The 26,256-nt window shown below is 63.5% G+C and carries 17 protein-coding genes; 12 read left to right on the top strand and 5 right to left on the bottom strand.

All coding sequences use genetic code 11. From position 1 onward, the window contains the following. The first annotated feature begins 18 nt into the window (after window positions 1–18). From AZF01_RS05505 to AZF01_RS05460, 10 genes are all read left to right on the top strand, one after another. Entirely contained in the window at window positions 19–3,351 is a 3,333-nt protein-coding gene (locus tag AZF01_RS05505) for a DUF2126 domain-containing protein (RefSeq protein ID WP_024707028.1), read from the top strand. A 234-nt stretch (window positions 3,352–3,585) separates the two neighbouring features. Beyond that, window positions 3,586–5,982, top strand: a complete 2,397-nt coding sequence (locus tag AZF01_RS05500; protein WP_036236287.1) for a circularly permuted type 2 ATP-grasp protein — start codon at window positions 3,586–3,588, stop codon at window positions 5,980–5,982. 6 nt (window positions 5,983–5,988) lie between these two features. Beyond that, window positions 5,989–6,885 carry a transglutaminase family protein gene (locus AZF01_RS05495; protein ID WP_024707026.1) on the top strand — a complete coding sequence of 299 codons (897 nt, stop codon included), beginning with the start codon at window positions 5,989–5,991 and terminating at the stop codon, window positions 6,883–6,885. Between the two features lie 320 nt (window positions 6,886–7,205). Further along, complete coding sequence (locus AZF01_RS05490; protein ID WP_061449642.1) at window positions 7,206–9,668, top strand: glycogen/starch/alpha-glucan phosphorylase; 2,463 nt, start codon at window positions 7,206–7,208, stop codon at window positions 9,666–9,668. Then, window positions 9,665–11,878 (top strand): 1,4-alpha-glucan branching protein GlgB, encoded by a 2,214-nt coding sequence (gene glgB, locus AZF01_RS05485; protein WP_024710140.1) that lies wholly within the window; start codon window positions 9,665–9,667, stop codon window positions 11,876–11,878. Before AZF01_RS05490 ends, glgB begins: the two co-directional genes overlap by 4 nt. Window positions 11,879–11,895: 17 nt before the next feature. After that, the gene (gene glgC / locus AZF01_RS05480; RefSeq protein WP_024710139.1) at window positions 11,896–13,158 is read left to right on the top strand and encodes a glucose-1-phosphate adenylyltransferase; all 1,263 of its coding nucleotides are present in this window, start codon (window positions 11,896–11,898) and stop codon (window positions 13,156–13,158) included. A 3-nt stretch (window positions 13,159–13,161) separates the two neighbouring features. Then, window positions 13,162–14,598 (top strand): glycogen synthase GlgA, encoded by a 1,437-nt coding sequence (gene glgA / locus AZF01_RS05475; protein ID WP_036238459.1) that lies wholly within the window; start codon window positions 13,162–13,164, stop codon window positions 14,596–14,598. 13 nt (window positions 14,599–14,611) lie between these two features. Beyond that, complete coding sequence (locus AZF01_RS05470) at window positions 14,612–16,240, top strand: alpha-D-glucose phosphate-specific phosphoglucomutase (RefSeq protein WP_024710138.1); 1,629 nt, start codon at window positions 14,612–14,614, stop codon at window positions 16,238–16,240. Window positions 16,241–16,247: 7 nt separating this feature from the next. Further along, window positions 16,248–18,224 (top strand): glycogen debranching protein GlgX, encoded by a 1,977-nt coding sequence (glgX, locus tag AZF01_RS05465; protein ID WP_024710137.1) that lies wholly within the window; start codon window positions 16,248–16,250, stop codon window positions 18,222–18,224. A 38-nt stretch (window positions 18,225–18,262) separates the two neighbouring features. Beyond that, window positions 18,263–18,751, top strand: a complete 489-nt coding sequence (locus AZF01_RS05460; protein ID WP_024710136.1) for a MaoC family dehydratase — start codon at window positions 18,263–18,265, stop codon at window positions 18,749–18,751. A gap of 6 nt (window positions 18,752–18,757) precedes the next feature. On the opposite strand, the gene AZF01_RS05455 is transcribed toward AZF01_RS05460, so the two are convergent. The 5 genes from AZF01_RS05455 to AZF01_RS05435 are packed head-to-tail and all read right to left on the bottom strand — an operon-like array spanning window position 18,758 to window position 24,663. Next, a complete protein-coding gene (locus AZF01_RS05455) occupies window positions 18,758–19,312 on the bottom strand; it encodes a sarcosine oxidase subunit gamma (protein WP_024710135.1) in 555 nt (184 codons plus the stop codon). Next, window positions 19,305–22,262 (bottom strand): sarcosine oxidase subunit alpha, encoded by a 2,958-nt coding sequence (locus AZF01_RS05450; protein ID WP_024710134.1) that lies wholly within the window; start codon window positions 22,260–22,262, stop codon window positions 19,305–19,307. The genes AZF01_RS05455 and AZF01_RS05450 overlap by 8 nt, the downstream gene beginning before the upstream one ends. Next, entirely contained in the window at window positions 22,259–22,561 is a 303-nt protein-coding gene (locus tag AZF01_RS05445; RefSeq protein WP_024710133.1) for a sarcosine oxidase subunit delta, read from the bottom strand. Before AZF01_RS05445 ends, AZF01_RS05450 begins: the two co-directional genes overlap by 4 nt. A 3-nt stretch (window positions 22,562–22,564) precedes the next feature. Beyond that, the gene (locus tag AZF01_RS05440; protein WP_024710132.1) at window positions 22,565–23,401 is read right to left on the bottom strand and encodes an alpha/beta fold hydrolase; all 837 of its coding nucleotides are present in this window, start codon (window positions 23,399–23,401) and stop codon (window positions 22,565–22,567) included. An 8-nt stretch (window positions 23,402–23,409) separates the two neighbouring features. Beyond that, window positions 23,410–24,663, bottom strand: a complete 1,254-nt coding sequence (locus tag AZF01_RS05435) for a sarcosine oxidase subunit beta family protein (RefSeq protein ID WP_024710131.1) — start codon at window positions 24,661–24,663, stop codon at window positions 23,410–23,412. 363 nt (window positions 24,664–25,026) lie between these two features. On the opposite strand from AZF01_RS05435, the gene rpsU reads away from it, so the two are divergent. Both rpsU and AZF01_RS05425 read left to right on the top strand, forming a co-directional pair. Continuing rightward, window positions 25,027–25,239, top strand: a complete 213-nt coding sequence (rpsU, locus tag AZF01_RS05430; protein ID WP_024710130.1) for a 30S ribosomal protein S21 — start codon at window positions 25,027–25,029, stop codon at window positions 25,237–25,239. Window positions 25,240–25,413: 174 nt separating this feature from the next. After that, window positions 25,414–26,247 carry a tetratricopeptide repeat protein gene (locus AZF01_RS05425; protein ID WP_024710129.1) on the top strand — a complete coding sequence of 278 codons (834 nt, stop codon included), beginning with the start codon at window positions 25,414–25,416 and terminating at the stop codon, window positions 26,245–26,247. The last annotated feature ends 9 nt before the right edge of the window (window positions 26,248–26,256 follow it).

Raw genomic sequence — 26,256 nt, 5'->3', positions numbered from 1 at the left:
CCGCCGGCAAGGACGCAGATGTCAATCAAAGCAGCGATCTACCACCTTACCCACTACAAATACGACAATCCCGTCAATCTCGGACCGCAGATCATCAGGCTGAAGCCTGCGGCCCACTCGAAGACCAAGGTCATCTCGCACTCCCTGAAGGTCACGCCGGAGAACCACTTCGTCAATCTGCAGCAGGACCCCTACGGCAACTACCAGGCGCGCTTCGTCTTTCCCGAGCCGGTGACCGAGTTCAAGATCGAGGTCGACCTCGTCGCCGACATGACCGTGTATAATCCCTTCGACTTCTTCGTCGAGGAACAGGCGACCAAATATCCTTTCGACTACGACGAGGCGATCCGCGAGGATCTGTCGATCTACATCAGGCCGGAGCCGGTGGGACCGCGGTTGAAGGCTTATATGGAAAAGCTCGACCTCTCGCCCGGCCAGGGCACGGTCGACATGATCGTCGGCATCAATGCCCGCCTGCAGCACGACGTCAACTACATCATCCGCATGGAGCCCGGCGTGCAGACGCCGGAGGAAACGCTGGAGCGGGCTTCGGGTTCGTGTCGCGACTCGGCCTGGCTTCTGGTGCAGATCCTGCGCAATATGGGCCTTGCCGCCCGCTTCGTCTCCGGTTACCTGATCCAGCTCGAGCCGGACCTGAAAGCGCTCGACGGTCCGTCCGGAACGGATCACGATTTCACCGATCTTCACGCATGGGCGGAAGTCTACCTGCCCGGCGCGGGCTGGATCGGCCTTGATGCAACCTCGGGCCTTCTGACCGGCGAGAGCCATATTCCGCTGGCGGCGACGCCGCACTACCGCAATGCCGCGCCGATCACCGGCGGCTATTCCGGCAAGGCGGAGACCAGCTTCGATTTCGATATGACGATCAGGCGCGTCGCCGAGCATCCGCGCATCACCAGGCCGTTTTCCGACGAAAGCTGGGAGGCGCTCAACGCGCTCGGCAACAAGGTCGACCGGCTGCTCGAGGAAACCGACATGCGCCTGACCATGGGCGGCGAGCCGACCTTCGTCTCGATTGACGATTTCGAGGCCGACGAATGGAACACCGGCGCCGTCGGTCCGACCAAGCGCGGCCTTGCGGACGAACTGATCCGACGCCTGCGGCAGCGCTTCGCGCCCGGCGGCTTCCTGCATTACGGCCAGGGCAAATGGTATCCGGGCGAGAGCCTGCCGCGCTGGACCTTCTCGCTCTACTGGCGCAAGGACGGCGTGCCGATCTGGAACAACCAGGACCTGATCGCCGAGGAGAAGCGGGACATCGAGGTCGGCGCAGACGATGCCGGCCGGCTCTTGCAGGCGATTGCCAACGAGCTGGACATCGACCCCGAGATCGTCGAGCCGGCCTTCGAGGATCCGGCCGAATGGCTGATCCGGGAGGGCAACCTGCCGGAAAATGTTGACCCCTCGAATTCGAAGCTGAAAAACGCCGAGGACCGCGCCCGCATCACCAAGGTGTTCGAGCGCGGACTGACCCAGCCGGTCGGATATGTCCTGCCCGTTCAGGCCTGGCAGGGGCGCGCCTCGGGCGTCAAATGGGTTTCGGAAAAATGGACGACCCGGCGCGGGCGCCTCTACCTCATTCCAGGCGACAGCCCGGTCGGATTTCGCCTGCCGCTCGATTCGCTCGCGTGGATCCCCCAGGCCCAGTACCCCTTCATCAACCCGCTCGATCCTTCGGTCAAGCGAGAGCCCCTGCCCGATTTCCGGGAAGACGAGGGACGCGCGCTGCCAACCGTTCGTTTCAGGTCGTTTCAGGACAGTCCGCCTGCACCGAGACCCGCTGCGTTCGGTCCGCTGATCGGCGGCCATGTGCGCACCGCAATGTCGGTTGAGCCGCGCGATGGCCGGCTGTGCATCTTCATGCCGCCGACTGAAACGCTGGAACAGTATCTCGATCTGGTCGCCTCGGCCGAGCGAGCCGCCGAAAAGCTCAACCTTCCCGTCCACATCGAGGGTTATTCGCCGCCGCAGGATGAGCGCATCAATGTCATCCGTGTCGCCCCGGACCCGGGCGTCATCGAGGTCAACATCCATCCGGCGGCAAACTGGTCCGAATGCGTGGAGACGACCACAGCCATCTACGAGGAAGCCCGCGCGACCCGGCTTGGCGCCGACAAGTTCATGATCGACGGGCGCCACACCGGCACCGGCGGCGGCAACCACGTCGTGGTCGGCGGCGCCAATCCGGGCGACAGCCCGTTCCTGCGCCGCCCGGACCTTCTGAAGAGCGTGGTGCTGCACTGGCAGCGTCACCCCTCGCTCTCCTACCTGTTCTCGAGCCTGTTCATCGGACCGACGAGCCAGGCCCCGCGCATCGACGAAGCCCGGCACGACGCGCTCTATGAGCTTGAAACGGCGATGGCGCAGATCCCGCATCCGAAGTCCGGCTTCATGCCGCCGCTGCCCTGGCTCGTCGACCGGCTGTTCCGCAACCTGCTGATCGACGTCACCGGCAATACTCACCGCGCCGAGATCTGCATCGACAAGCTGTTCTCGCCGGACGGGCCGACCGGCCGTCTCGGCCTCGTCGAGTTCCGCGGCTTCGAAATGCCGCCGAATGCGCGCATGAACCTTGCGCAGCAACTGCTCGTGCGCGCGCTTCTCGCCCGGTTCTGGAAGAACCCGCTGGAGGGCAAATTCGTGCGCTGGGGCACCGCGCTGGCCGATCGCTTCATGCTGCCGCATTTCATCTGGCAGGATTTTCTCGATGTCCTGCAGGACCTGAAGGAAAACGGCCTGGAGTTTCGTCCCGAATGGTTCGATGCCCAGCTGCAGTTCCGCTTTCCCTTCTTCGGCGAGGTCGAGTATGAGGGCAACAGGCTGGAGCTCCGGCAGGCGCTCGAGCCATGGAACGTGATGGGCGAACAAGGGGCGCCAGGCGGCACGGTGCGCTATGTCGATTCCTCCGTGGAACGCCTGCAGGTCCGCCTCGAGACGCGGGCGCCGGAGCGCTACATCGTCACCTGCAACGGCCGCAAGGTGCCGCTGAAGCCGACCGGGACCAACGGCGTTTCGGTGGCGGGCGTGCGCTTCAAGGCCTGGCAACCGGCCTCCGGCCTGCATCCGGTGCTGCCGGTCAACTCGCCGCTTACCTTCGACATTTACGACACATGGTCGGCGCGATCGGTCGGCGGTTGCATTTATCATGTTGCGCATCCCGGAGGGCGGAACTATGAGACCTTCCCGGTCAACGGCAACGAGGCGGAAGCAAGGCGGCTTTCGCGTTTCGAGGCCGCCGGGCACACTGCCGGCGGATATACGGTGTTCAGCGAAGCGCCGTCGCCGGAGTTTCCGCTGACGCTGGACCTCAGGCGCCCGGCAGGGCTTTGAGGCGATTCGCGATCGGGCCCGGCGCCTGATTTCGCGTCGGATACGACACATGGCGCACCGGGGTTCATTCACCCGATGCTCCCGCGCCGGCAAACGGGCGGACCGGCCCGACCGAACCGATTTGTGGCAAACAAGGTATCCCGCCCCGCATGCGCGGCCGGGGTCCTGATCAATGGGCGGCAGGAAGCGCTCCAGATGGCAGAACCGAAGGCGGAGTTTACCGCCGACAAGCATATGGCTGACGAGGATCACGAGGCGGAACCCGCCATCGCCTGGAACGCCCGGGACTATGTACCCCTTCCCGGCGTGCCCGACGAGATGGTCGACGCCGCGGGCAAGGTGCGCGCCGTCTGGCAGCCTTTCGTCAACGCGCTTTCCGGCATGACGGCATCAGAACTATCCGAGCGCTTCGCCCGCGCCGACCGCTACCTGCGCGACGCGGGCGTGTTCTACCGCGCCTATGACGGACAGGACGACACGAGGGCCTGGCCGTTTTCCCATATTCCGGTGATCATCGACGACGACGAGTGGCAGGAACTCGCCGACGGACTGAAGCAGCGCGCGGATCTTCTCGAAGCGATGATGGCCGATTTCTACGGCGAGAACCGGCTTGTCGCCGAGGGCTTCATTCCGCCGGCGCTGGTGGCCTCCAACACCGAGTTCCTGCGACCGCTCGTCGGCATCGACCCGCCCGGCGGCCATTATCTTCACTTCATATCCTTCGAAGTCGGGCGCGGGCCGGACGGCAAATGGTGGGTGCTCGCCGATCGCGCCCAGGCGCCCTCCGGCGCGGGCTTCGCGCTGGAGAACCGGGTCGCCGCCTCGCGCGCCTTTTCCGGCATCTACGGCGACATGCATGTGCGGCGCGTGGCGGGGTTCTTCGGCGCCTTCCGCGATGCGCTGCAGGGCGACCCCGCCGGCAATGAGGGCCGCATCGGCGTGCTGACGCCGGGTCCGGCCAACGAGACCTATTACGAACACGCCTATATCGCCCGCTATCTCGGCATCTCGCTTCTGGAGGGCGAGGACCTGATCGTCGTCAACGACCGGGTGATGGTGCGTACCGTGGCGGGCCCCATGCCGGTCAGCGTGCTCTGGCGCCGGCTTGATGCCGGCTTCACCGATCCGCTCGAACTCAACCCGAATTCGCGCATCGGCACGCCCGGCCTCGTCGGCGCCATTCGCGCCGGCAATCTCACCATGGTCAACGCGCTCGGCTCCGGCATGGTGGAGACGCGCGCTCTGCTCGCCTTCCTGCCGGCGCTGTCGCGTCGCCTTCTGAACGAGGAACTGAAGATCCCGTCCGTCGCCACCTGGTGGTGCGGGCAGGAGAACGAGCGCCGCCATGTGGCCGAGAACCTCGACCAGATGCTCATCGGACCGGCCTATTCGCGCATGCCGTTCTTCGACGATTCCGGGCAGTCTTTTACCGGCGAGCGGTTGCGCGCGCGCAAACCCGGCGCGGTTGCCCGCTGGCTTGACAGGCGCGGCCCCTGGCTTGTCGGCCAGGAAGCGGTCAAACTGTCGACCGCGCCCGCCTTCGTCGACGGCAAGCTTGCGCCGCACCCCTTCTCGCTGCGCGTCTTCGCCGCCCGCACAAATGATGGCTGGAGGCTGATGCCGGGCGGTTTCGCCCGCATCGGCTCGTCCGATGACGTCGCCGCGATCGCCATGCAATCCGGCGGCAGGGCTGCCGATGTCTGGGTCGTGAGCCAGACGCCGGTCGGGCGGCCAACGCTTCTGACGCGCGAGAGCCGCATTCCGCGCAACAAGCCGGCAAACCTGCCGAGCCGGGCCGCCGACAACCTTTTCTGGCTCGGCCGCTACATCGAACGCGCAGAGGGCAATCTGCGTATCCTGCGCGCCTGGCACGGCCGCTTTGCCGAGGTGGACGATCGCGGACAGGCGCTTCTGACGCGGGTGGAAGCCTATCTCGACCAGATCGGCCTCGACCTTTCCGAGGCCGCCCTGCCGCCGAGCCTCCTGCGCGACATCGACAGCGCCGTCTATTCGGCCGGCAATATCCGCGACCGTTTCTCTCCCGATGGCTGGCTGGCGCTGAACGACCTTTCGAAGACCACGCGCCGCTTCGTCGACCGGGTCAAGCCCGGCGATGACGCCGCCCATGCCGTGACGGTGCTGTTGCGCAAGCTGGCGGGCTTTGCCGGTCTTGTGCACGAAAACATGTACCGATCGACCGGCTGGCGTTTTCTCTCGATCGGCCGCTATCTGGAGCGCGGCCTGCACATGACCCGGCTTCTGGGCGAGCTTTCCGGCGCGGACGCGCCGGACGGCGCGCTCGACATGCTGCTCGAGATCGGCGACAACGTGATGACCCACCGGCGCCACTACAATGTCTATACGGATCACCTGACGATCACCGACCTTCTGGCGCTCGACCCGCTCAACCCGCGCTCGGTCCTGTTCCAGCTGAACCAGATCCTCGCCGAAGTCGAGAAACTGCCCGATCACGGCTACCCGACGCAGATGTCGCCGCTGCATCGCGAGACGATGCGGGTGCAGGCGGGCCTCGCGGTAATGACCGCCGACACGGTTTCGACGGATTACTACCTGACGCTGGAGCGCGATTTCGAGGCGCTGTCCGACTGTCTTGCCCGAAACTATCTGTGAGGGACGATGCTTTACGACCTCTCCCTCAAGATGGAATACCGCTACGACACGCCGGCCTCGCTCGCCCGCCACATCACCCGCGTGATGCCGCTCTCGATCGCCGGGCGTCAGCGGCTGATCGCCGGCCATGTGAAGTTCGACCCGGAGCCCGACGAGGAACGCGGCTTCATCGATTTCTTCGGCCATCCGGCGATCGCGACGCTGGTCAACCAGCCGCATCAGCGTTTCGCCATCATGATGAAGGCCCGGGTCAGCATCGACGCCCCGCGCACCATGCTGGAATTCGCCACAACGCTTGCCGAACTAAAGGGCGAATATGACCGCGTGCTCGATCTCGGCCGGGATTCGCCGCACCATTTCATCGGCCCGAGCCCCCGCATTCCGCTCGACCGGAAGATCGGCGCCTATGGGCGGAGCCATGCGGCCGCCGACAGCAGCGTCTATGCCATCGCCAGGACGATCTGCGCGCGGGTGTTCGAGGATTTTGCCTATGACGGCGAGGCAACGACCGTTGACAGCACGCCGGCGGAGGCCTTCGCGCTGCGCCGCGGCGTCTGCCAGGATTTTTCCCATGTGATGATCTCCGCGCTTCGGATGATCGGCATCCCCGCGGGCTATGTCAGCGGCTACCTGCGGACGACCCCCCCGCCCGGCAGGCCGCGCCTTGAGGGCGCGGACGCCATGCATGCCTGGGTGCGGGTCTGGTGCGGCAATGCCACTGGATGGGTCGAGTTCGACCCGACCAACAACATGGAAGCCGGCGCCGACCATATCGTCGTCGGCTATGGCCGCGACTATGGCGACGTGGCGCCGGTGCTCGGGATGATGAAGACCTATGGCGAACACCAGGCGACCCAGGCCGTGGACGTGATCCCCGTCCAGCAGCCCCAGGCCGCCTCCTGACGCATCGCGCTGTTGCAGCGCAATATCAGTCGCCCCCGCGCTCGCGGCATACGCTCCGCGGCGCTTTCCTCTTAGGAGGGCGCGACGGATTGCCATCTTGCTGCCGCACAACCGCGGTTAGAACAGCGGCATTTGACGGTATGACGAGAATTTCCGATGCGAACTCATCGGTTTGTTGCAAGCGCGTCATATCAGTGCATAAATTGGACGCAAGGATAACAGCATACCGGTCCTCCTCAGCGGGGAGACTGTTTTACGGCGCCGCGTATTTCGAAAATTCCAGCCATTTTTGACTGAAAAGAGTTTGACGGAAAAAGCCAATGAGCAAACTGACCAATCCCGACCTGCCCCTGCCGACGCCCCGCCCCCACGATGTTGACGGACTGGCTGCCGACATTCTGGAAAAGCTTACCTACCAGGTTGGGAAGGACACGATCGTCGCCCAGCCGCATGACTGGCTGCGCGCCGTCATCCTGGCGGTGCGCGACCGGATCACCGACAAATGGATGGAATCGACCCGCAAAACCTACGAGGCCGGCTCCAAGCGCGTCTATTATCTCTCGCTCGAGTTCCTGATCGGCCGGCTTCTGCGCGACGCCATTTCGAACCTCGAGATGATCGAGGCGATCAACCAGGCGCTGGCGAAGTTCGACGTCAGCCTCGCCGCGCTTGCTGGACTGGAACCGGATGCGGCGCTCGGCAATGGCGGTCTCGGCCGGCTTGCCGCCTGTTTCATGGATTCCATGGCCACGGTCGACGTGCCCGCCTATGGCTACGGCATCCGCTATGTGAACGGGCTGTTCCGGCAGGAAATCGCCGACGGCTGGCAGGTGGAACTGCCGGAGAACTGGCTTTCCCACGGCAATCCCTGGGAGTTCCATCGCCGCGAAAGCACGCATGAGATCAATTTCGGCGGCAAGGTCGACATCATCGAGGAGGCCGGCAAGGAGCCGCGCTATGTGTGGAAGCCGGCCGAGCGCATGATCGCCGAGGCCTATGACACGCCGGTGGTCGGCTGGCGCGCCAAGCGCGTCAACACGCTGAGGCTGTGGTCGGCCGAGCCGATCGACCCGATCCTGCTCGACAAGTTCAATGCCGGAGACCATATCGGCGCGCTGCAGGAAAGCACAAAGGCCGAGACGCTGACTCGCGTTCTCTACCCGGCCGATGCCAATCCGGCGGGACAGGAACTGCGCCTGAGGCAGGAATATTTCTTCTCTTCCGCCTCGCTGCAGGACATCTTGAACCGGCACATGCAGCAGTTCGGCGACATCACGCTTCTGCCGGAAAAGGCCGCCATCCATCTCAACGACACGCATCCCGCGATCGCCATCGTCGAGATGATGCGTCTCCTGGTCGATATCTACGGCGTCGAGTTCGACGATGCCTGGGAGCTGACCGTCGGCACTTTCGCCTACACCAACCACACGCTTCTGCCGGAGGCGCTGGAAACCTGGCCCGTGCCGCTGTTCGAACGCCTGTTCCCGCGCCATATGCAGCTGATCTACGCGATCAACGCCAAGATCCTGCTGAAGGCCCGCAAGGAGGCGAACGCCACCGACGACGCGATCCGCCAGATCTCGCTGATCGACGAGGGCGGCGAACGGCGCGTGCGGATGGGCAATATCGCCTTTCTCGGCTCGCATTCGATCAACGGCGTCTCGGCGCTCCATACGGAACTGATGAAGGAGACGGTGTTCTACAATCTGCATCGCCTTCATCCCGACCGCATCAACAACAAGACCAACGGCATCACCCCGCGACGGTGGCTCAAGGAGTGCAATCCGGGCCTGACCGGCCTGATCCGCGAGGCGATCGGCGACGATTTCCTCGATGACGCCGAGGAATTGCAGGCGCTCAACAGCCTCGCCGAGGACAAGGCCTTCCAGGAGAAATTCCACGCCGTCAAACGCGAGAACAAGGCGCGCCTTGCCAATCTCATCGGCGAGCGCATGGGCACCCGCATCGATCCGTCGGCGATGTTCGACATCCAGATCAAGCGCATCCATGAATACAAGCGCCAGCTTCTGAATATCATCGAGGCGGTTGCCCTTTACGACCAGATCCGCTCGCATCCGGAGATGGACTGGGTGCCGCGGGTCAAGCTCTTCGCCGGCAAGGCGGCGCCGAGCTATCACAACGCCAAATTGATCATCAAGCTCGCCAATGACGTTGCCCGCGTCATCAACAACGACCCGTCGGTGCGCGGACTTCTGAAGATCGTCTTCATTCCGAACTACAATGTTTCCACCGCCGAGGTGATGATCCCGGCCGCCGACCTTTCCGAGCAGATCTCGACGGCCGGCATGGAGGCCTCCGGCACCGGCAACATGAAATTCGCCATCAACGGCGCGCTGACCATCGGCACGCTTGACGGCGCCAATGTCGAGATGCGCGACTGGGTCGGCGCTGAAAACATGGTCATTTTCGGACTGACGGCAGAAGAGGTTGAACAGGCGCGCGCGAAAGGTCACAATCCGCGCGAGATCATCGAGGGTTCCAAGGAGCTTTCGCAGGCATTGTCGGCCATTTCCTCGGGCGTGTTCTCGCATGACGATCCGGGCCGCTATGTCGACCTCATCGGCGGACTGTACGACCACGACTGGTTCATGGTCGCCGCCGATTTCGATGCCTATGCCGCCGCCCAGCGCGAAGTCGATGCGATCTGGAACGATCGCACCGCCTGGAACGTTAAGACAATCAGGAATACTGCCCGCATGGGATGGTTCTCGTCCGACAGGACGATCAGGGAGTATGCACACGACATCTGGAGTGCTTTATGAAAAAGCCGGAATCAGACGGTCCGGAACAGGCGCGGGACGGTTTCCCCGCGCGGGAGGAAATCAACGCTATCCTGAATGCCACCCACGGGGATGCCTTCTCCGTGCTCGGCATCCACGATATCAACGGCAGTCACGTCGCCCGGTGTTTCCTGCCCGGGGCGGAAACCGTCGAGGCATTCGACCTCGACGGCAAGCCTCTCGGCAAGCTGACATGCCTCGATGAAGCCGGGTTCTTCGCCGGGCCCGTCGACATCCCCGGCTTCGTGCCGATCCGCTACCATGCCAAACGCGGCGAAGCGGAATGGACGGTGACCGATCCCTACAGTTTCTGGCCCGTGCTCGGCCCGATGGACGACTATTACGTCCGCGAGGGCTCGCATCTGAGACTGTTCGACAAGCTCGGCGCACACCAGATGACCCATCAGCGGGTGAAGGGCTTTCACTTCGCCGTCTGGGCGCCGAACGCCCGCCGCGTGTCGGTCGTCGGGTCCTTCAACGGCTGGGACGGACGGCGCCACATGATGCGGTTCCGCCGCGATTCCGGCGTCTGGGAAATCTTCGCGCCCGAGGTCGAGCCCGGCCAGCCCTACAAGTTCGAGATCATCGGCGCCGACGGCAATCTCCTGCCGCTGAAGGCGGACCCCTTTGCCCGCCGCAGCGAGCTGCGTCCGCAGACCGCCTCGCTGACGGCCGCCGACCTGGAGCAGGAATGGGACGACGAGGCCCACCGCGAACACTGGGCGAGCGTTGACCGGCGACGCGAACCGATCTCGATCTACGAGGTCCATGCCGGTTCCTGGCAGCGCCATGATGACGGCACGTTCCTCTCCTGGGACGAACTCGCCGACAGGCTGATCCCCTATTGCGCCGACATGGGCTTCACCCATATCGAATTCCTGCCGGTCTCCGAATATCCCTATGATCCGTCCTGGGGCTACCAGACGACCGGGCTTTATGCGCCGACGGCCCGTTTCGGCGAGCCGGAAGGCTTCGCCCGTTTCGTCAATGGCTGCCACAAGGTCGGCCTCGGCGTCATCCTCGACTGGGTGCCCGCCCATTTCCCGACCGACGAGCATGGCCTCAGGCAATTCGACGGCACGTCGCTTTACGAGCATGCCGATCCGCGCCAGGGCTTTCATCCGGACTGGAACACGGCGATCTACAATTTCGGCCGCACCGAAGTCGCCTCGTTTCTCCTGAACAACGCGCTCTACTGGGGCGAACGGTTTCATGTCGACGGGCTCAGGGTCGACGCCGTCGCCTCGATGCTTTACCTCGACTATTCGCGCAAGCACGGCGAATGGGTGCCGAACGAATATGGCGGCAATGAAAATCTCGGCGCCGTCCGCTTCATCCAGGAGACCAACAAGGCCGTCTACGGCAATCATCCGGAGATGATGACGATCGCCGAGGAATCGACCGCCTGGCCCAAGGTCTCGCAGCCCGTGCACGAAGGCGGTCTCGGCTTCGGCTTCAAGTGGAACATGGGCTTCATGCACGACACGCTGAGCTATCTCGCGCGCGAGCCGATCTACCGCAAGCATCATCACCAGGAAATCACCTTCGGCCTGCTCTATGCCTTCGCCGAGAACTATGTTCTGCCGCTCTCCCACGACGAGGTGGTGCACGGCAAGGGCTCGCTGATTGCCAAGATGGCGGGCGACGACTGGCAGAAATTCGCCAATCTGAGGGCCTACTACGCCTTCATGTGGGGGTATCCCGGCAAGAAGCTCTTGTTCATGGGGCAGGAATTCGCCCAGTGGAGCGAATGGAGCGAGGCCCGCGGGCTGGACTGGAACCTGCTCGACTATCCGACCCACGAGGGCATGCGCCGCCTGGTGCGCGATCTCAACTTCACCTACCGTTCCAAGAAGGCGCTGCATGCGCGCGACTGCGAGCCGGAGGGCTTCGAGTGGACGATCGTCGATGATCACGACAATTCCGTCTTTGCCTGGCAGCGCAAGGCGCCGGGCGAAAAGCCAATTATCGTCATCTGCAATTTCACGCCGGTTCCGCGCGAGGACTATCACGTCCCTGTGCCCAAGGCCGGGATCTGGCGCGAAATCCTGAATACCGACGCCGAAATCTACGGCGGCAGCGGCAAGGGCAATGGCGGGCGCGTGCGCGCCGACGTCCATGGCCATGGCGGCATTTCCGCCACCCTGCTTCTGCCGCCGCTTGCAACCATCATGCTGGAACCGGAAGAGTGAGTGAGAGGGAGGGAAGGATGAATACGCGCACTGGATACCCCCTGGCCCGTGACGCCATGGCCTATGTTCTGGCCGGCGGTCGCGGCAGCCGATTGAAGGAACTGACCGACACGCGTGCAAAGCCCGCGGTCTATTTCGGCGGCAAGACCCGCATCATCGACTTCGCTCTGTCGAACGCGCTCAATTCCGGCATCCGGCGCATCGGCGTCGCCACGCAGTACAAGGCGCACTCGCTGATCCGACACCTGCATCAGGGGTGGAACTTCTTCCGGCCTGAACGAAACGAGAGTTTCGACGTGCTTCCCGCCTCCCAGCGCGTCTCGGAAACGCAGTGGTACGAGGGCACGGCCGACGCGGTCTACCAGAATATCGACATCATCGATTCCTATGGCCCGGAATACATGATCATCCTGGCCGGCGACCACATCTACAAGATGGACTATGAGGCGATGCTTCAGCAGCACGTCAACGAAGGCGCCGATATCACCATCGGCTGCCTGGAAGTCCCGGTGGAAGAGGCCAAGGGCTTCGGCGTGATGCATGTGGACGCCACCGACCGGATTGTCGATTTCGTCGAAAAGCCGGCCAATCCGCCGGGCATTCCCGGCAACGAGAAGATGGCGCTTGCCTCCATGGGCATCTATGTCTTCAACACCAAGTTCCTGTTCGAATGCCTCTACCGCGATGCAGCCGATCCGACCTCCAGCCGCGACTTCGGCAAGGATATCGTCCCCTACATCGTGAAAAACGGCAAGGCGATGGCGCACCGCTTCTCCAAGAGTTGCGTGCGCTCGAGCTATGAAAAGGAAGCCTATTGGCGCGATGTCGGCACGATCGATGCCTATTGGCAGGCCAATATCGACCTGACGGCCGTGGTTCCGGAACTCGACATATACGACAAGTCCTGGCCTGTCTGGTCCTATTCGGAGGTCACGCCGCCGGCGAAATTCGTTCATGACGACGAGAACCGCCGCGGTTCGGCCATTTCCTCGGTGGTATCGGGCGACTGCATCATCTCCGGTTCGCAGCTTTACAAGAGCCTGCTTTTCACCGGCGTGCGCGCCAATTCCTATTCGCGCCTCGAAGGCGCCGTCATTCTCCCCCATGTCCATATCGGACGGCACGCGCGGCTGAAGAACGTGGTGATCGACCACGGCGTCCACATTCCCGAAGGCCTCGTCGTCGGCGAGGACCCGGACGTGGATGCCCGCCGTTTCCGTCGCTCCGAAAGCGGCATTTGCCTGATTACACAGTCGATGATCGACAGATTGGATAACTAAGACATGAAGGTCCTTTCCGTTGCGTCGGAAATCTACCCGTTGATCAAGACGGGTGGCCTTGCCGATGTGGCAGGCGCCTTGCCGCTTGCCCTTGCCGGCCTCGGCGTCGAAACCCGCACCATCGTTCCGGGTTACCCGGCAATCATGAAGGCGGTCGAGGGGCATGCCGAAAAGGTTCACACCTTCGGCGACCTTTTCGGGGAATGGGCAACGCTCCACGCAGCCAGATACGAGGGCCTCGACCTTCTGATCCTGGACATTCCGGCGCTTTTCGGCCGTTTCGGCAATCCCTACAATTCCGCGAGCGGGGAAGGTTATTCCGACAACTGGCGCCGTTTCGGGGCGCTGTCCAAAGCGGCGGCGGAAGTTGCCGCCGGCGTGCTGCCGGGATGGGAGCCGGACCTCGTCCACTGCCATGACTGGCAGGCGGCGTTGACGCCGGTCTACATGCGTTTTGCCGACGTTCCGGAGAAACCGTCGATCCTCACCATCCACAACATCGCGTTTCAGGGCACGTTCGGACCCGAGATCTTCCCCTGGCTCGGCCTTCCGGCCCATGCGATGGCCGTGGACGGCGTCGAGTATTACGGCAATGTCGGCTTCCTGAAGGGCGGCTTGCAGACCGCCTGGGCGGTGACCACCGTCAGCCCCACCTATGCGCGCGAGATCCAGACGCCGCAATACGGCATGGGGCTCGAAGGCCTGATCGCCGCGCGCGCGCATACCGTCCACGGTATCGTCAATGGCATCGACACCGATGTCTGGAACCCGACGACGGACAAGACGCTCGCCAGCCGCTACACGCCGAGCCGTCTGCGCCTGCGCGAACCCAACCGGCAGGTCCTGAGCGAACGCTTCGGCCTTGATGACGACAATTCGCCGATCTTCTGCGTCGTCTCGCGCCTGACCTGGCAGAAGGGCATGGACCTTCTCGCCGAAGCCATCGGACCGCTGGTGGCGATGGGCGGCAAGCTCGCCGTTCTCGGCACCGGCGAGCATCACCTGGAGGAAGCCTTCCGCAACGCGGTGCGGCTCTATCCCGGGCGCGTCGGCACGATCATCGGCTATGACGAGACGCTGTCGCATATCCAGCAGGCCGGCGCCGATGCCATCCTCATTCCCTCGCGTTTCGAACCCTGCGGCCTGACCCAGCTTTACGGCCTGCGCTATGGCTGCGTGCCGGTTGTCGCGCGCACCGGCGGTCTGGCCGACACCATCATCGACGCCAATCCGGCCGCGCTCGATATGAAGGCGGCAACGGGCATCCAGTTCTCGCCGGTGGAAACCTGGTCGCTGGTCCACGCCCTGCGCCGCGCCGTCAACCTTTTCGACGACAAGAAAAACTGGATGCATATGCAGAAACAGGGCATGAAGAGCGACGTGTCCTGGAAATCCAGCGCCAAACTTTACGCCGACCTTTATTCAAGCCTATTCGTGTGACGGTTCGAACATCATGACCAAGACCATTGCCACCAAGCCCTTTGACGGCCAGAAGCCCGGAACCTCGGGCCTGCGCAAGAAAGTGCCGGTTTTCGCCCAGCCGCATTATGCGGAAAACTTCATCCAGTCGGTATTCGACAGCCTCGAGGACTATCAGGGCAAGACGCTGGTGATCGGCGGCGACGGGCGCTATCTCAACCGCGAGGTGATCCAGACCGCGATCAAGATGGCCGCGGCCAACGGTTTCGGCAAGGTCATGGTCGGCCAGGGCGGCATTCTGTCGACGCCGGCGGCCTCCAACATGATCCGAAAATACCAGGCCTTCGGCGGCATCATCCTCTCGGCCAGCCACAATCCCGGCGGCCCGAACGAGGATTTCGGCATCAAATACAACACCGCCAATGGCGGCCCCGCGCCCGAGCGCATCACCGATGCGATCTATGAGCGCACCAAGCTGATCGACCGCTACCGCATCTCCGAGGCCGACGACGTGCCGCTCGACAAGCTTGGCACCTACAAGGTCGATGACATGGACGTGGAAGTCTTCGATCCGGTCGCAGACTATGCGGCCCTGATGGAGGAACTGTTCGATTTCGAAGAGATCCGTTCCTATATCGCCGGCGGTTTCCGCATCGCCTTCGACGCAATGAGTGCGGTAACCGGCCCCTATGCCAGGGAAATCATCGAGAACCGTCTTGGCGCGCCGGAGGGCTCGGTGCGCAATTTCGTGCCGCTCGAAGATTTCGGCGGCCACCACCCCGACCCGAACCTCGTCCATGCCAAGGGACTTTATGACGAGGTGATGAGCGCCGACGGCCCCGATTTCGGCGCGGCCTCCGATGGCGACGGCGACCGCAACATGGTGGTCGGAAAGGGCATCTTCATCACGCCGTCCGACAGTCTCGCCATCCTTGCGGCAAACGCGCACCTGGCGCCTGCCTACAAGGGCGGCCTTGCCGGGATCGCCCGTTCGATGCCGACCAGCCAGGCCGCCGACCGGGTGGCCGAGAAACTCGGCATCGAGGCCTATGAGACGCCGACGGGCTGGAAATTCTTCGGCAATCTGCTCGATGCCGGCAAGGCGACGCTGTGCGGCGAGGAGAGCTTCGGCACCGGCTCCAGCCATGTGCGGGAGAAGGACGGGCTGTGGGCCGTTCTGCTCTGGCTCAACATCCTGGCCGTGCGCGGCGAGACCGCGTTCGACATCGTCAAGAAGCACTGGGCGGATTATGGCCGCAACTATTATTCCCGCCACGACTATGAGGGCATCGAAACCGAGGCGGCCAACGGCCTGATGGACGCGCTGCGCGAGAAGCTTGCCACCCTGCCCGGCACCACCTTCGGCGACCTGACCGTGAAGGAAGCCGACGACTTCGCCTATCACGACCCGGTCGACGGCTCGATCAGTCGGAACCAGGGCGTGCGCATCATGTTCGAAAGCGGTTCCCGCGTCGTCTTCCGTCTTTCCGGCACCGGCACGTCCGGAGCGACGCTGCGCGTCTATCTGGAGCATTTCGAGCCGGACCCGGCCCGCCATGAAGAAGACACGCAGAAGACGCTTGCCGGGCTGATCGCCTATGCCGAGCACGTCGCCGGCATCAAGGAACGCACCGGCCGCGATGCTCCGACCGTGATTACCTGAGATACCGATGCGTGACCATGAAGCAAGACCCGGCGTGAGGGTTCTCGACCGGGGCGTCGAATTTTCCGTCTATTCGGAGAATGCGGCAGGTATGGAACTCTGCCTGTTTACCCCGGACGGCACGGAGACCGCGCATCTTCCGATGTCGCACGAGCGTGGCAATATGTTCCGCCTGCTCGTCGACGGGCTGAAACCCGGCCAGCGCTACGGCTATCGCGCCTTCGGACGGTACGATCCGATGGCCGGACACTGGTTCGATTCCTCGAAGCTTCTGGTGGACCCGTACGCGCGCGAAATCGACGCGCCCTACCGCTATGATCCCAGGCTCGGACAATATGGCGTCGAGACGGCCGACATCGTGCCGAAAAGCGTGGTGGTTCCCGATCTGGGCGACGAACCCGGCCATATCGACCTGCCGGATGGGGCCTTCATCTACGAGGCCGGGGTAAAATCGCTGACGAAGCTCAATCCGCACGTGCCCGAAAGCATTCGCGGCACAGTCGCGGCCCTCGGACATCCCGCCGTGGTGGAGCATCTGCAGAAGATCGGGGCTGACGCGATCGAACTCATGCCGGTGACGGCGTGGATCGACGAGCGCCATCTCAGGGATCTCGGACTTACCAATGCCTGGGGCTACAATCCGGTGACCTTCATGGCGCCTGACCCGCGGCTCTGCCCGGGCGGAATCGCCGAATTGCGCGAGGCGGTTGCAGCCCTGCACAAGGCCGGCATCGCCGTGATCCTCGATCTCGTCTTCAACCACAGCGGCGAAAGCGACCAGTTCGGCGGCACGCTGAGCTTCCGCGGTCTGGACAACGCGACCTATTACCGGCTGGCCGAAGACGACCCTTCGGTGTTCATCAACGACACCGGCTGCGGCAACACGATCGCCTGCGACCACCCGATGGTGCGCCGCTATATCATCGACAGCCTGCGCTTTTTCGTCACCCAGGCGGGCATTGACGGCTTCCGCTTCGATCTCGCGCCCATCCTCGGGCGCACCCGGCAAGGCTTCGATACCCATGCCGAAACGCTGGATGCCATTCTCTCGGACCCGGCGCTGAAGGGCAGAACCATGATCGCCGAACCCTGGGATATCGGTCCCGGCGGCTACCAGCTTGGCCATTTCCCCGCCCCCTTCCTGGAATGGAACGACCGGGCGCGCGACGACATGCGCCGGTTCTGGCGCGGCGATCCGAACATGACCGGCCTGCTCGCGGACGCCCTGTCGGGTTCCTCGCACATCTTCTCCGTGCGCGACCAGCATGTGACCCGCTCGGTCAATTTCATCGCCGCCCATGACGGGTTTTCGCTGCACGACGTGACCGCCTATGTGCACAAGCACAACGGGCCCAACGGCGAGAGCAACCGCGATGGCCACGACGAAAACTTCTCGTGGAACAACGGCATCGAGGGCGAAACCGACAATGGCGTGGTGCTGTCGCGCCGCCGGCAGGACATCAAGGCGCTGCTTGCCACCCTGTTTGCCAGCCGCGGCGCGATCATGCTCAAAGCCGGAGACGAGGGCGGCATGACCCAGTACGGCAACAACAATGCCTATTGCCAGGACAACGAGACCACCTGGATCGACTGGCACGCCATGGATGACGAGCTGATCGCCTATACCGGGGAGCTGGCCGCCCTGCGCAGGCAGTTCTCGGTCTTCTCCGAAACCGGGTTCTTCACCGAGGACGAGGTGACCTGGCTGCGTCCGGACGGCGATAGCATGTCCGTCGAGGACTGGGAGGCGGCGGAATGCGACAGCCTGAGCGTCGTGCTCTCGACCACGGAGCGCGCCAGCGGAAGTCCGACGCGTCTTGCCATCCTGATCAATCGCAGCCACGGGGAAATGGCCTTCCGCCTGCCGGAGCGCGACGCCCACGGGTGGCACAGCCTCGCCGACCGGAAACGCGGCATCGTCGAGATCGCGCTTGCGCCCCGTTCGGTATCGTTTTATGCGGAAATGCTCTCCGAGGCCGGATAGGCCAACCAACAAGAACCGTGCGCAGCCGAAAGAAGACCATGGCCAATGACATTTCGCTCTCTGAAGTGAAGGACTATATCGGCCATGAGGTCGGTCTGTCGCGCTGGTTCACCGTCGACCAGACGATGATCGACACCTTCGCCGACGCCACGCTCGACCATCAGTTCATCCATACCGATCCGGAACGCGCCCGAGCCGAAACGGCTTTCGGCGGTACGATCGCCCATGGTTTCCTGACGCTCTCGCTGCTTTCGGCGATGAATTATGATTGCGTGCCGAAGGTGCGCGAACAGACCATGGGCATCAATTTCGGCTTCGACAAGGTGCGGTTCATGACCCCTGTCAAAAGCGGCGCGCGCGTGCGCGGCCGCTTCACGCTCAGGGACGCACGCTTTCGCGGGGCCGAACTGCTGGCGATCAATTACACCGTGAGCGTCGAAATCGAAGGCGAACGGAAGCCGGCGCTGACCGCCGACTGGATCACGCTTGTCCAGTTTGCCGCCGAAGATCGCCCGGAAACGGCCTGACCGGCCTCACCGGGCCGCGTCCTTCGCGCCCTGATCGAGCAGGCCGAAGACGTAAGGCGCGAAGGAGCGCCAGCATTCCACGCGGAAGGTGTTCTCCTCCTTGCGGAACAGAACGATCTCCGCCTTGCCGAGAACGGTGCGCACCACCTTGCCGACCGGAAAGCTGGCAAGCCTCAGGTCCTGCGGGCAGGCGGCGTTGATCGCTGCCGCAGCCCCCGGCCCGTCGACCATCACCGCGACGTTGCGGTGGGAGACGTCAACGGCGGAGAACGGCGTCTCGATCCCCTGCAGCCGCGACATCAGGTCGTCGCCATATTCGTTGATCACCAGCCATTCATCCGGCCCCAGCCAGAAGGCATAGCGGCCGTCCTTCATGGCCGATGACAGCGGCGCGCGCGGCAGGTCGATCTCGAGGGCGCCGGAAAGCGCGCCGAGCGCAGTCTCCCCGGCCCTGAGCGAAAGCCGCGTGGCATCGGCGGCGACCACGAGGCGGGCAAGGTCCGAGCCGCCATAGGCGCCGGCAAGCGGAAATGCGCGTGTCGCAACACGTTCCTCAGCCATGGATGCGCGCTCCTTCCTTGTCATAAAATACGGTGTCGACCACCTCGACGGCGATATTGCGGTTCGGCATCGGCACGTAGAGCGTCTGGCCCTTGAGCGCGTGACCGTTCTTGACCACCGCCATGGCAATGCCGCTCTGCAATGCCTCCGACCAGTAGGCCGACGTCACATGACCGAGCATGGGCACCGGTTTGGCCGCATTCGGATCGGCAACGATCTGCGCGCCCTCCTCCAGCACCAGCCGCGGATTGTTCTTGACCATCAGGCCGACAAGCTGCTTGCGATCCTCGGCGACGAGATCCGGGCGCTTGAGCCCGCGTATGCCGACGAAATCGCTCTTCTTCTTCGACACCGCCCAGCCCATGCCGGCATCGAACGGCGTTACCGTGCCATCGGTATCCTGACCGACGACGATATAGCCCTTTTCCGCGCGCAACACATGCATGGTCTCGGTACCATAGGCGCAGGCCCCGAAGCGCTCGGCACGCTCGAAAACGGTCTTCCAGACGGAAAGACCGTAGTCGGCCGGCACGTTGATCTCGAAGCCAAGCTCGCCGGTGAAAGACACCCGGAAAAGCCGCGCCGGCACGCCGCAGACCGTGCATTCGGCAAGGCTCATATGCGGGAAGGCGTCCGCCGAGATATCGACGCCCTCGACAAAGGGTTCGATGATCTCGCGCGCTTTCGGCCCCTGCACCGCGATCACGGCCCATTGCTCGGTGGTCGAGGTCAACCAGACGTTCAGATGCGGAAACTCGGTCTGCAGATAATCTTCCATCAGGTTGAGAACGCGCGGCGCGCCGCCGGTCGTGGTCGTCACATGGAAGCGGTCCACTGAAAGCCTGCCGACCACGCCGTCGTCATAGATGTAACCGTCCTCGCGCAGCATCAGTCCATAGCGGCATTTGCCGGGCTTCAGCGTCGACCAGGCGTTGGAATACATCAGGTTCATGAAGGCCTCGGCATCCGGGCCGACCACCTCGATCTTACCGAGCGTCGAGGCATCGAAGACGCCGGCCGCCTCGCGCACCGTCCGGCATTCGCGGTTGACCGCATCATGCTTGGTTTCGCCGGGGCGCGGAAAATACCAGGCGCGCTTCCAGTTGCCGACATCCTCGAAGGCCGCGCCCTCGCCTTCCGCCCATTCATGGATCGGCGTCTTGCGGGCCGGATCGAAAAGAGCCCCCCGCGAATGACCGATCAGCGTGCCGAAGGTGACGGGCGTGAAGGGCTGCCGGAAGGTGGTGAGCCCCACCTGCGGGATCGGCCGGTCCAGCATTTCGGCGGCGATGGCGAGACCGTGCATGTTGGAAAGCTTGCCCTGGTCGGAGGCCATACCGTTGGTGGTAAACCGCTTGATGTGCTCGATCGAGGCCATGCCCTCGTGCACGGCCTGGCGGATATCCTTGGCGCAGACATCGTGCTGATAGTCGATGAAGGCGCGGGCATGGCTGTCGGCGCTCTCGTCTTCGCCCAGCATGCCGCCGGTCCACGGACGGGCGTTTTCGGCCGCTATATCGGCGATGCCGCCGCCGGCCGCGGCCGCCTCGCCGATGACGGCGTGGATCGCGTCCGTGCCGTTGCAGGCGCCGACGCAAACCGAATTCTGCGCGTGCGTGCCGGGCACGAAACGCTGCTCGTCCGCATCGAAGACCAGTTTGCCGCGCGATTGCGAGAAAAGATGGACGGAGGGCGTCCAGCCGGCGGAGGTGATCAGCGCATCGATATCGAAGCTGCGCGACTTGCCGCTGTCCTTGTCCTTCACCTTCATGGAGGAGACACGGAGCCGCCCCTTCGTTCCAACAACGGTGTTGTTGGCAAGAATCTTGATGCCAAGCGCCCTTGCCTCTTCCTCAAGTCCTGCGCCTGCCTCCATCCGGCTGTCGACGATGACAGAGACATCGACACCGGCCCTCTTCAGGTCGAAGGCCGCCTCATAGGCCGAATCATGGGCGCAGAAGACGCCGATGCGCCTGCCCACGGCAACGCCATAATGATTGAGATAGGACCGTGCGGCGGAGGCCAGCATGATGCCGGGCCGGTCGTTCTGCGGGAAGACCATCGGACGTTCGATCGCGCCGGTGGCGAGGATAACCTCGCCCGCGCGCACCTGCCACAGCCGCTCGCGCGGGCCGTTGGCCCTGGCATTCGGCAGGTGATCGGTGAGCCGTTCGCCGAGCGCGACGAAATTGTGGTTGTAGTAGCCGAAGGCAGTCGTGCGCGGCAGGACGCGGACATTGTCCATCCCCTTCAGTTCCTCCACGGCAGCCAGCGCCCATTCGTACCCCTGCTTGCCGTCGACGGTCGTGCCGCTTTCATATTGGAGCGCACCGCCCGGCTCCGGCTTTTCGTCGCAAAGGATCACGTCCTTGCCGGCCCTGGCTGCGGAAAGGGCTGCCGTCAGCCCGGCAAGTCCCGCGCCGACCACCAGCACATCGCAGTGGATATAGCGGCAGGCATAGGTGTCCGGATCGTCCTCGGTTGGCGCTTCGCCGAGTCCCGCGGCCCTGCGGATCAAAGGCTCATAAAGCCTGTGCCAGGCAATGCGCGGCCACATGAAGGTCTTGTAGTAGAAGCCGGCGATGAAGAAGGGCGAGAGGAAATCATTCACCGCGCCGGCATCGAAGGAGAGCGACGGCCAGCGGTTTTGCGAGGACGCCTTCATGCCATCGAAAACCTCCTGCACCGTGCCGCGCACATTCGGCTGACGTCTGGCGCTGTCGCGGGCAATGTCGAAAAGCGCGTTCGGCTCCTCCGAACCGGCCGTCAGGAAGCCGCGCGGGCGGTGATATTTGTAGGAGCGGCCGACCAGATGCACGCCGTTGGCCAGCAGCGCGGAGGCGAGCGTGTCTCCCTCAAGGGCCGTATATGACTTGCCGTCGAAGGAAAAGCGGATGGTCCTGGCTGGCGTGAGCCGTCCCTTGCCGGCAATGCGCAATGCGCCGCTCATCGGCCTTCTCCCTCAAAATCCGCGCGCTCGGGTTTCGGTTCGCCGGTCCTGTAGGTCTTCAGGAACCGGTCGGACACGGTGTCGCGCACGGCGTTGAAGAAGCGGCCGCAGCCATGGACATGGCGCCAGCGCTCGTAGTGAATGCCCTTGGGATTGGCGCGCATGAAAAAATAGTCCGCAAACGCCTCGTCGGAAATCTCCGCGATATTCTCCGGCCGGGCGATATGGGCTTCGCCGGCGGCGGCAAATTCCAGCTCGCTTCGCGCTTCGCCGCAATAGGGACAGTGGATCAGCAGCATGTTCTAGTTCCCTTCCAGTTCGGGCAGGGCTTCAGGCAAGGAGAGGATCATGTCGAGCAGCGGACGCGGCGCCTCCAGCTGCGGCATATGGCCGACGCCTTCAAGCGCATGAAGCTGGACGCCGATGGCGCCGGCAAGCTGGTGGCCGCGCGAGATCGGGATCCACGGGTCCTTCTCGCCCCAGATCACGGTGACCGGACAGTCGATCGTCTTCAGCCTGTCGGCAAATTCGTCGGTGAAACGCTCGTCTGCCTGGGCGAACTGCCTGTAGAAGCTCGCCTGCCCCTCGGGCGTCAGCCAGGGCGAGGCGAGTTCATGCAGCTCGTGCTCGTCCAGCTCGCTCACCAGCGCGCTGCGGATATAGGCGGCGACAATGGCCGAATGGATATGCGGCGGCAGCGGCGTGAAGGCATCGATATGACGGCTGACATGTTCAAAAAATTCAGATCCCCAGGGGCTGACAGCCACGACGTTCATCAACAGAAGATCGGCAAAGGCGACATCATGCAGGAGATTGGCCCTAAGCGTCACCGCGCCGCCGAAATCATGGGCAAAGACGCTCGGCCGGTCGAGCTCCCAGAATTCCACCATCTCCCTGAAGACAAGCCCCTGCACATCGAGACCGGTCGCCTGTCCGGGATCCTTGGCCGAGCGGCCAAACCCCGGCATGTCGTACCAATAGCAGGTATAGGCTTTTGAGAGCGGCAGGATCATCCGGTGCCAGGAAAAGGACGACCACGGCCAGCCATGGGCCAGCACCAGCGGCGGCCCCTCGCCGGACGAACCCCAGGCAACCGTGCCTGCACTCGTTTCTGTCTTGTTGCTGACGGTCCAGAGCATGGCGGGCCTCAATGCGCGACGGCGGCGGCCGCCGCCTCGTCGATCAGGCGGCCGGTGCGGTAGCGGTCAAGCGTCAGCCCGGCGGCAAGCCTGTGCGGCTCGCCCCTGGCGATCAGATGGGCGAAGAGGTGGGCAGACCCCGGCGTCGCCTTGAAACCGCCCGTGCCCCAGCCGCAATTGACGAAGAGCCCCGGAACCGGCGTCACGCTCTGGATCGGCGAGCGGTCCGGCGTGTTGTCGGTGATCCCGCCCCATTGCCGCATCATCTTCACCCGGCGGAAGATCGGGAAAAGCTCGCAGATGGCATCGAGCGTGTGAGTGATGATCTGCAGGCCGCCGGTCTGGGAATAGGAATTATACTGGTCTGTGCCCGCGCCGATGACGAGTTCACCCTTGTCGGACTGCGAGATATAGGCATGCACCGAATTCGACATGACGACGCAGGGAAAGATCGGCTTCAGCGGCTCGGAGACGAGCGCCTGCAGCGGCTGGCTTTCGAGCGGCAGGCGGACATCGGCCATCGCCATCACCACGGAATTGTGGCCCGAAGCCGAAACGCCGATCTTCTTCGCGCCGATAAAGCCCTTCGAGGTTTCGACCCCGGCAACGGCCCCGTCCGGCCCGCGACGAATGCCCTTCACCTCGCAGTTCTGGATGATATGCACGCCCCGGTCGGAGGCCGCGCGGCCATACCCCCAGACAACCGCATCGTGGCGCGCCGTGCCGCCGCGCCGCTGCAGGGCCGCGCCATTGACCGGATAGCGCGCGGTCGCCGCGATATCGAGCGGCGGGCAGTATTCCTTCGCCTGGACCGGCGTCAGCCATTCATTGTCGATGCCGTAGAGCCGGTTGGCGTGGACGTGACGCTTGAAGGACTGGCGGTCATGCTCGTTGTGCGACAGCATCATCACGCCGCGCGGCGAATACATGACATTGTAGTTGAGATCGAGCGCGAGGCCTTCCCAGAGCTTCAGGGAATGCTCGTAGATATCCATGCTCTCGTCATAGAGATAATTGGAGCGCACGATGGTGGTATTTCGCCCTGTATTGCCGCCGCCGACCCAGCCTTTTTCGATCACGGCAATATTGGTGATGCCGTGTTCCTTGGCGAGATAGTAGGCCGCGCCCATGCCGTGGCCGCCGCCGCCGATGATGATGACGTCGTATTCCGGCTTCGGCTCGGGCGAGGTCCAGTGCTTTTCCCAGCCCGTATGGTGCCGCATGGCCTCGCGCGCCAGGGCGAAAACGGAATATTTGCGCATCTAAATGCTCCCTCGGGCCGGCTTACCTGTTTGTCCTTACCCTATACCAATCGCAAATCGGAAAGTGACGCAACGTCCTTTTTGCGACGCTTTTGCCGCCTGCGCTCGACATCGGAATTTTCGGGGTTGCGCGCGGACGGCAAGCGCGCTAACGACGCGCCGCGTTTCGAACCTGCGGCTTCTGCGGCAAAACGGGCGCAATCGCCTGCTATCCAGCGCGCGGGGGCTGGACTTCACCGCCGAAATCTGATATCCGCGACGCCAAATGTCGGGCAGAACCCGACGATGACAAGCAACACTGCCTGACGCGCAAGTATTTGCCAGGCTGAACGACACCAACGAAATTTAAGGAACGGGATACACGTGCAAGTACTTGTCCGCGACAACAATGTTGACCAGGCTCTCCGCGCTCTGAAGAAGAAAATGCAGCGCGAAGGCATCTTCCGCGAAATGAAGATGCGTGATTTCTACGAGAAGCCCTCGCAGAAGCGCGCCCGCGAAAAGGCCGAGGCGATCCGCCGCGTGCGCAAGCTGGCCCGCAAGCGCGCCATCCGCGAAGGTCTGGTTTCGCGCTGATTGTCGTTATTTCGGCACATTGAACATGTTGTGATGGCGGGAGCGTAGGCCCCCGCCTTTTTATTTGCTAGATATTTACCTTGCGACGGTAACGATGCCCGCGCGTCTGCAATTTGCGCGCGACGAGACACGAAACGAGGGACGGATATGACTGAGATGACTGCTGGCACATTCATGACAGGCGCCGGCCGGAAGCTGAGGCTCGCCCTCCTCTTCGGGGCCGTCGGCATGCTCGCTGCCTGCCAGAGCTCCCAGATGATGAACCAGAACGTCGTCTCGATCGACGCGACTCAGGGTTCGGAGCAGAACATCGCATCCCTGACCAATGTGATCGCCGCCAACCCCAACGATCCGGAAGCCTATAATGTGCGCGGCGCCGCCTATGGCCGGGCCGGCGAGGACCGGCGCGCGATGGAAGACTTCAACAAGGCGATCGCGCTCAACCCGAATTACTACCAGGCCTATGCCAACCGCGCGCTGATCGAGCGCAGTCTCGGCCAGCGGATGGATGCGCTGAACGACTATAACCGGGCCCTGCAGATCAATTCGAACTATGACGTCGCCTATATCGGGCGCGGCAATCTCTACCGCGAGGCCGGCCAGCAGAACGATGCGTTCAACGATTTCACGCGAGCGATCCAGCTCAACACGACCGATGCGCGCGCCTATCACAATCGCGGCCTGATCTACCAGCAGCGCGGCCAGCAGGAGCTGGCGATCGCCGATTTCTCCAAGGCGATCTCGCTCTCGCCGAAGGCCCCGCAGCCCTATAATGGTCGCGGCGTCTCCTATCTGGCGCTGAATGACGACCAGAACGCCCGCGCCGATTTCGACAAGGCGCTGGCGCTCGACCAGCAGAACGCCGAAAGCTGGGCCAATCTCGGCCTGATCTTCGAGCGCCAGGGCGATTTCACCAAGGCGGCCTCCTATTATCAGCAAGCCAAGAGGCTGAACCCGAACTATCAGCCGGCGCTGCAGGGTCTGCAGCGCACAATCGGCAGTGCGTGAGCGGTCCCT

Origin of the sequence: Martelella sp. AD-3 (assembly GCF_001578105.1) — a bacterium.
GTDB lineage: Bacteria > Pseudomonadota > Alphaproteobacteria > Rhizobiales > Rhizobiaceae > Martelella.
Note: the sequence above shows the minus strand (reverse complement) of the source record. Positions and strands in the feature narration are given on the sequence as shown.

Bases quoted from the DNA above. Each gene is read 5' to 3' on its own strand.
- AZF01_RS05435 (WP_024710131.1), bottom strand. From the start codon at position 24,663: ATGCGCAAATATTCCGTTTTCGCCCTGGCGCGCGAGGCCATGCGGCAC.
- AZF01_RS05505 (WP_024707028.1), top strand. From the start codon at position 19: ATGTCAATCAAAGCAGCGATCTACCACCTTACCCACTACAAATACGAC.
- AZF01_RS05445 (WP_024710133.1), bottom strand. From the start codon at position 22,561: ATGCTGCTGATCCACTGTCCCTATTGCGGCGAAGCGCGAAGCGAGCTG.
- glgA (WP_036238459.1), top strand. From the start codon at position 13,162: ATGAAGGTCCTTTCCGTTGCGTCGGAAATCTACCCGTTGATCAAGACG.
- AZF01_RS05455 (WP_024710135.1), bottom strand. From the start codon at position 19,312: ATGGCTGAGGAACGTGTTGCGACACGCGCATTTCCGCTTGCCGGCGCC.
- AZF01_RS05495 (WP_024707026.1), top strand. From the start codon at position 5,989: ATGCTTTACGACCTCTCCCTCAAGATGGAATACCGCTACGACACGCCG.
- glgB (WP_024710140.1), top strand. From the start codon at position 9,665: ATGAAAAAGCCGGAATCAGACGGTCCGGAACAGGCGCGGGACGGTTTC.
- glgC (WP_024710139.1), top strand. From the start codon at position 11,896: ATGAATACGCGCACTGGATACCCCCTGGCCCGTGACGCCATGGCCTAT.
- AZF01_RS05425 (WP_024710129.1), top strand. From the start codon at position 25,414: ATGACAGGCGCCGGCCGGAAGCTGAGGCTCGCCCTCCTCTTCGGGGCC.
- AZF01_RS05460 (WP_024710136.1), top strand. From the start codon at position 18,263: ATGGCCAATGACATTTCGCTCTCTGAAGTGAAGGACTATATCGGCCAT.
- glgX (WP_024710137.1), top strand. From the start codon at position 16,248: ATGCGTGACCATGAAGCAAGACCCGGCGTGAGGGTTCTCGACCGGGGC.
- AZF01_RS05450 (WP_024710134.1), bottom strand. From the start codon at position 22,262: ATGAGCGGCGCATTGCGCATTGCCGGCAAGGGACGGCTCACGCCAGCC.
- AZF01_RS05470 (WP_024710138.1), top strand. From the start codon at position 14,612: ATGACCAAGACCATTGCCACCAAGCCCTTTGACGGCCAGAAGCCCGGA.
- AZF01_RS05500 (WP_036236287.1), top strand. From the start codon at position 3,586: ATGGCTGACGAGGATCACGAGGCGGAACCCGCCATCGCCTGGAACGCC.
- AZF01_RS05490 (WP_061449642.1), top strand. From the start codon at position 7,206: ATGAGCAAACTGACCAATCCCGACCTGCCCCTGCCGACGCCCCGCCCC.
- AZF01_RS05440 (WP_024710132.1), bottom strand. From the start codon at position 23,401: ATGCTCTGGACCGTCAGCAACAAGACAGAAACGAGTGCAGGCACGGTT.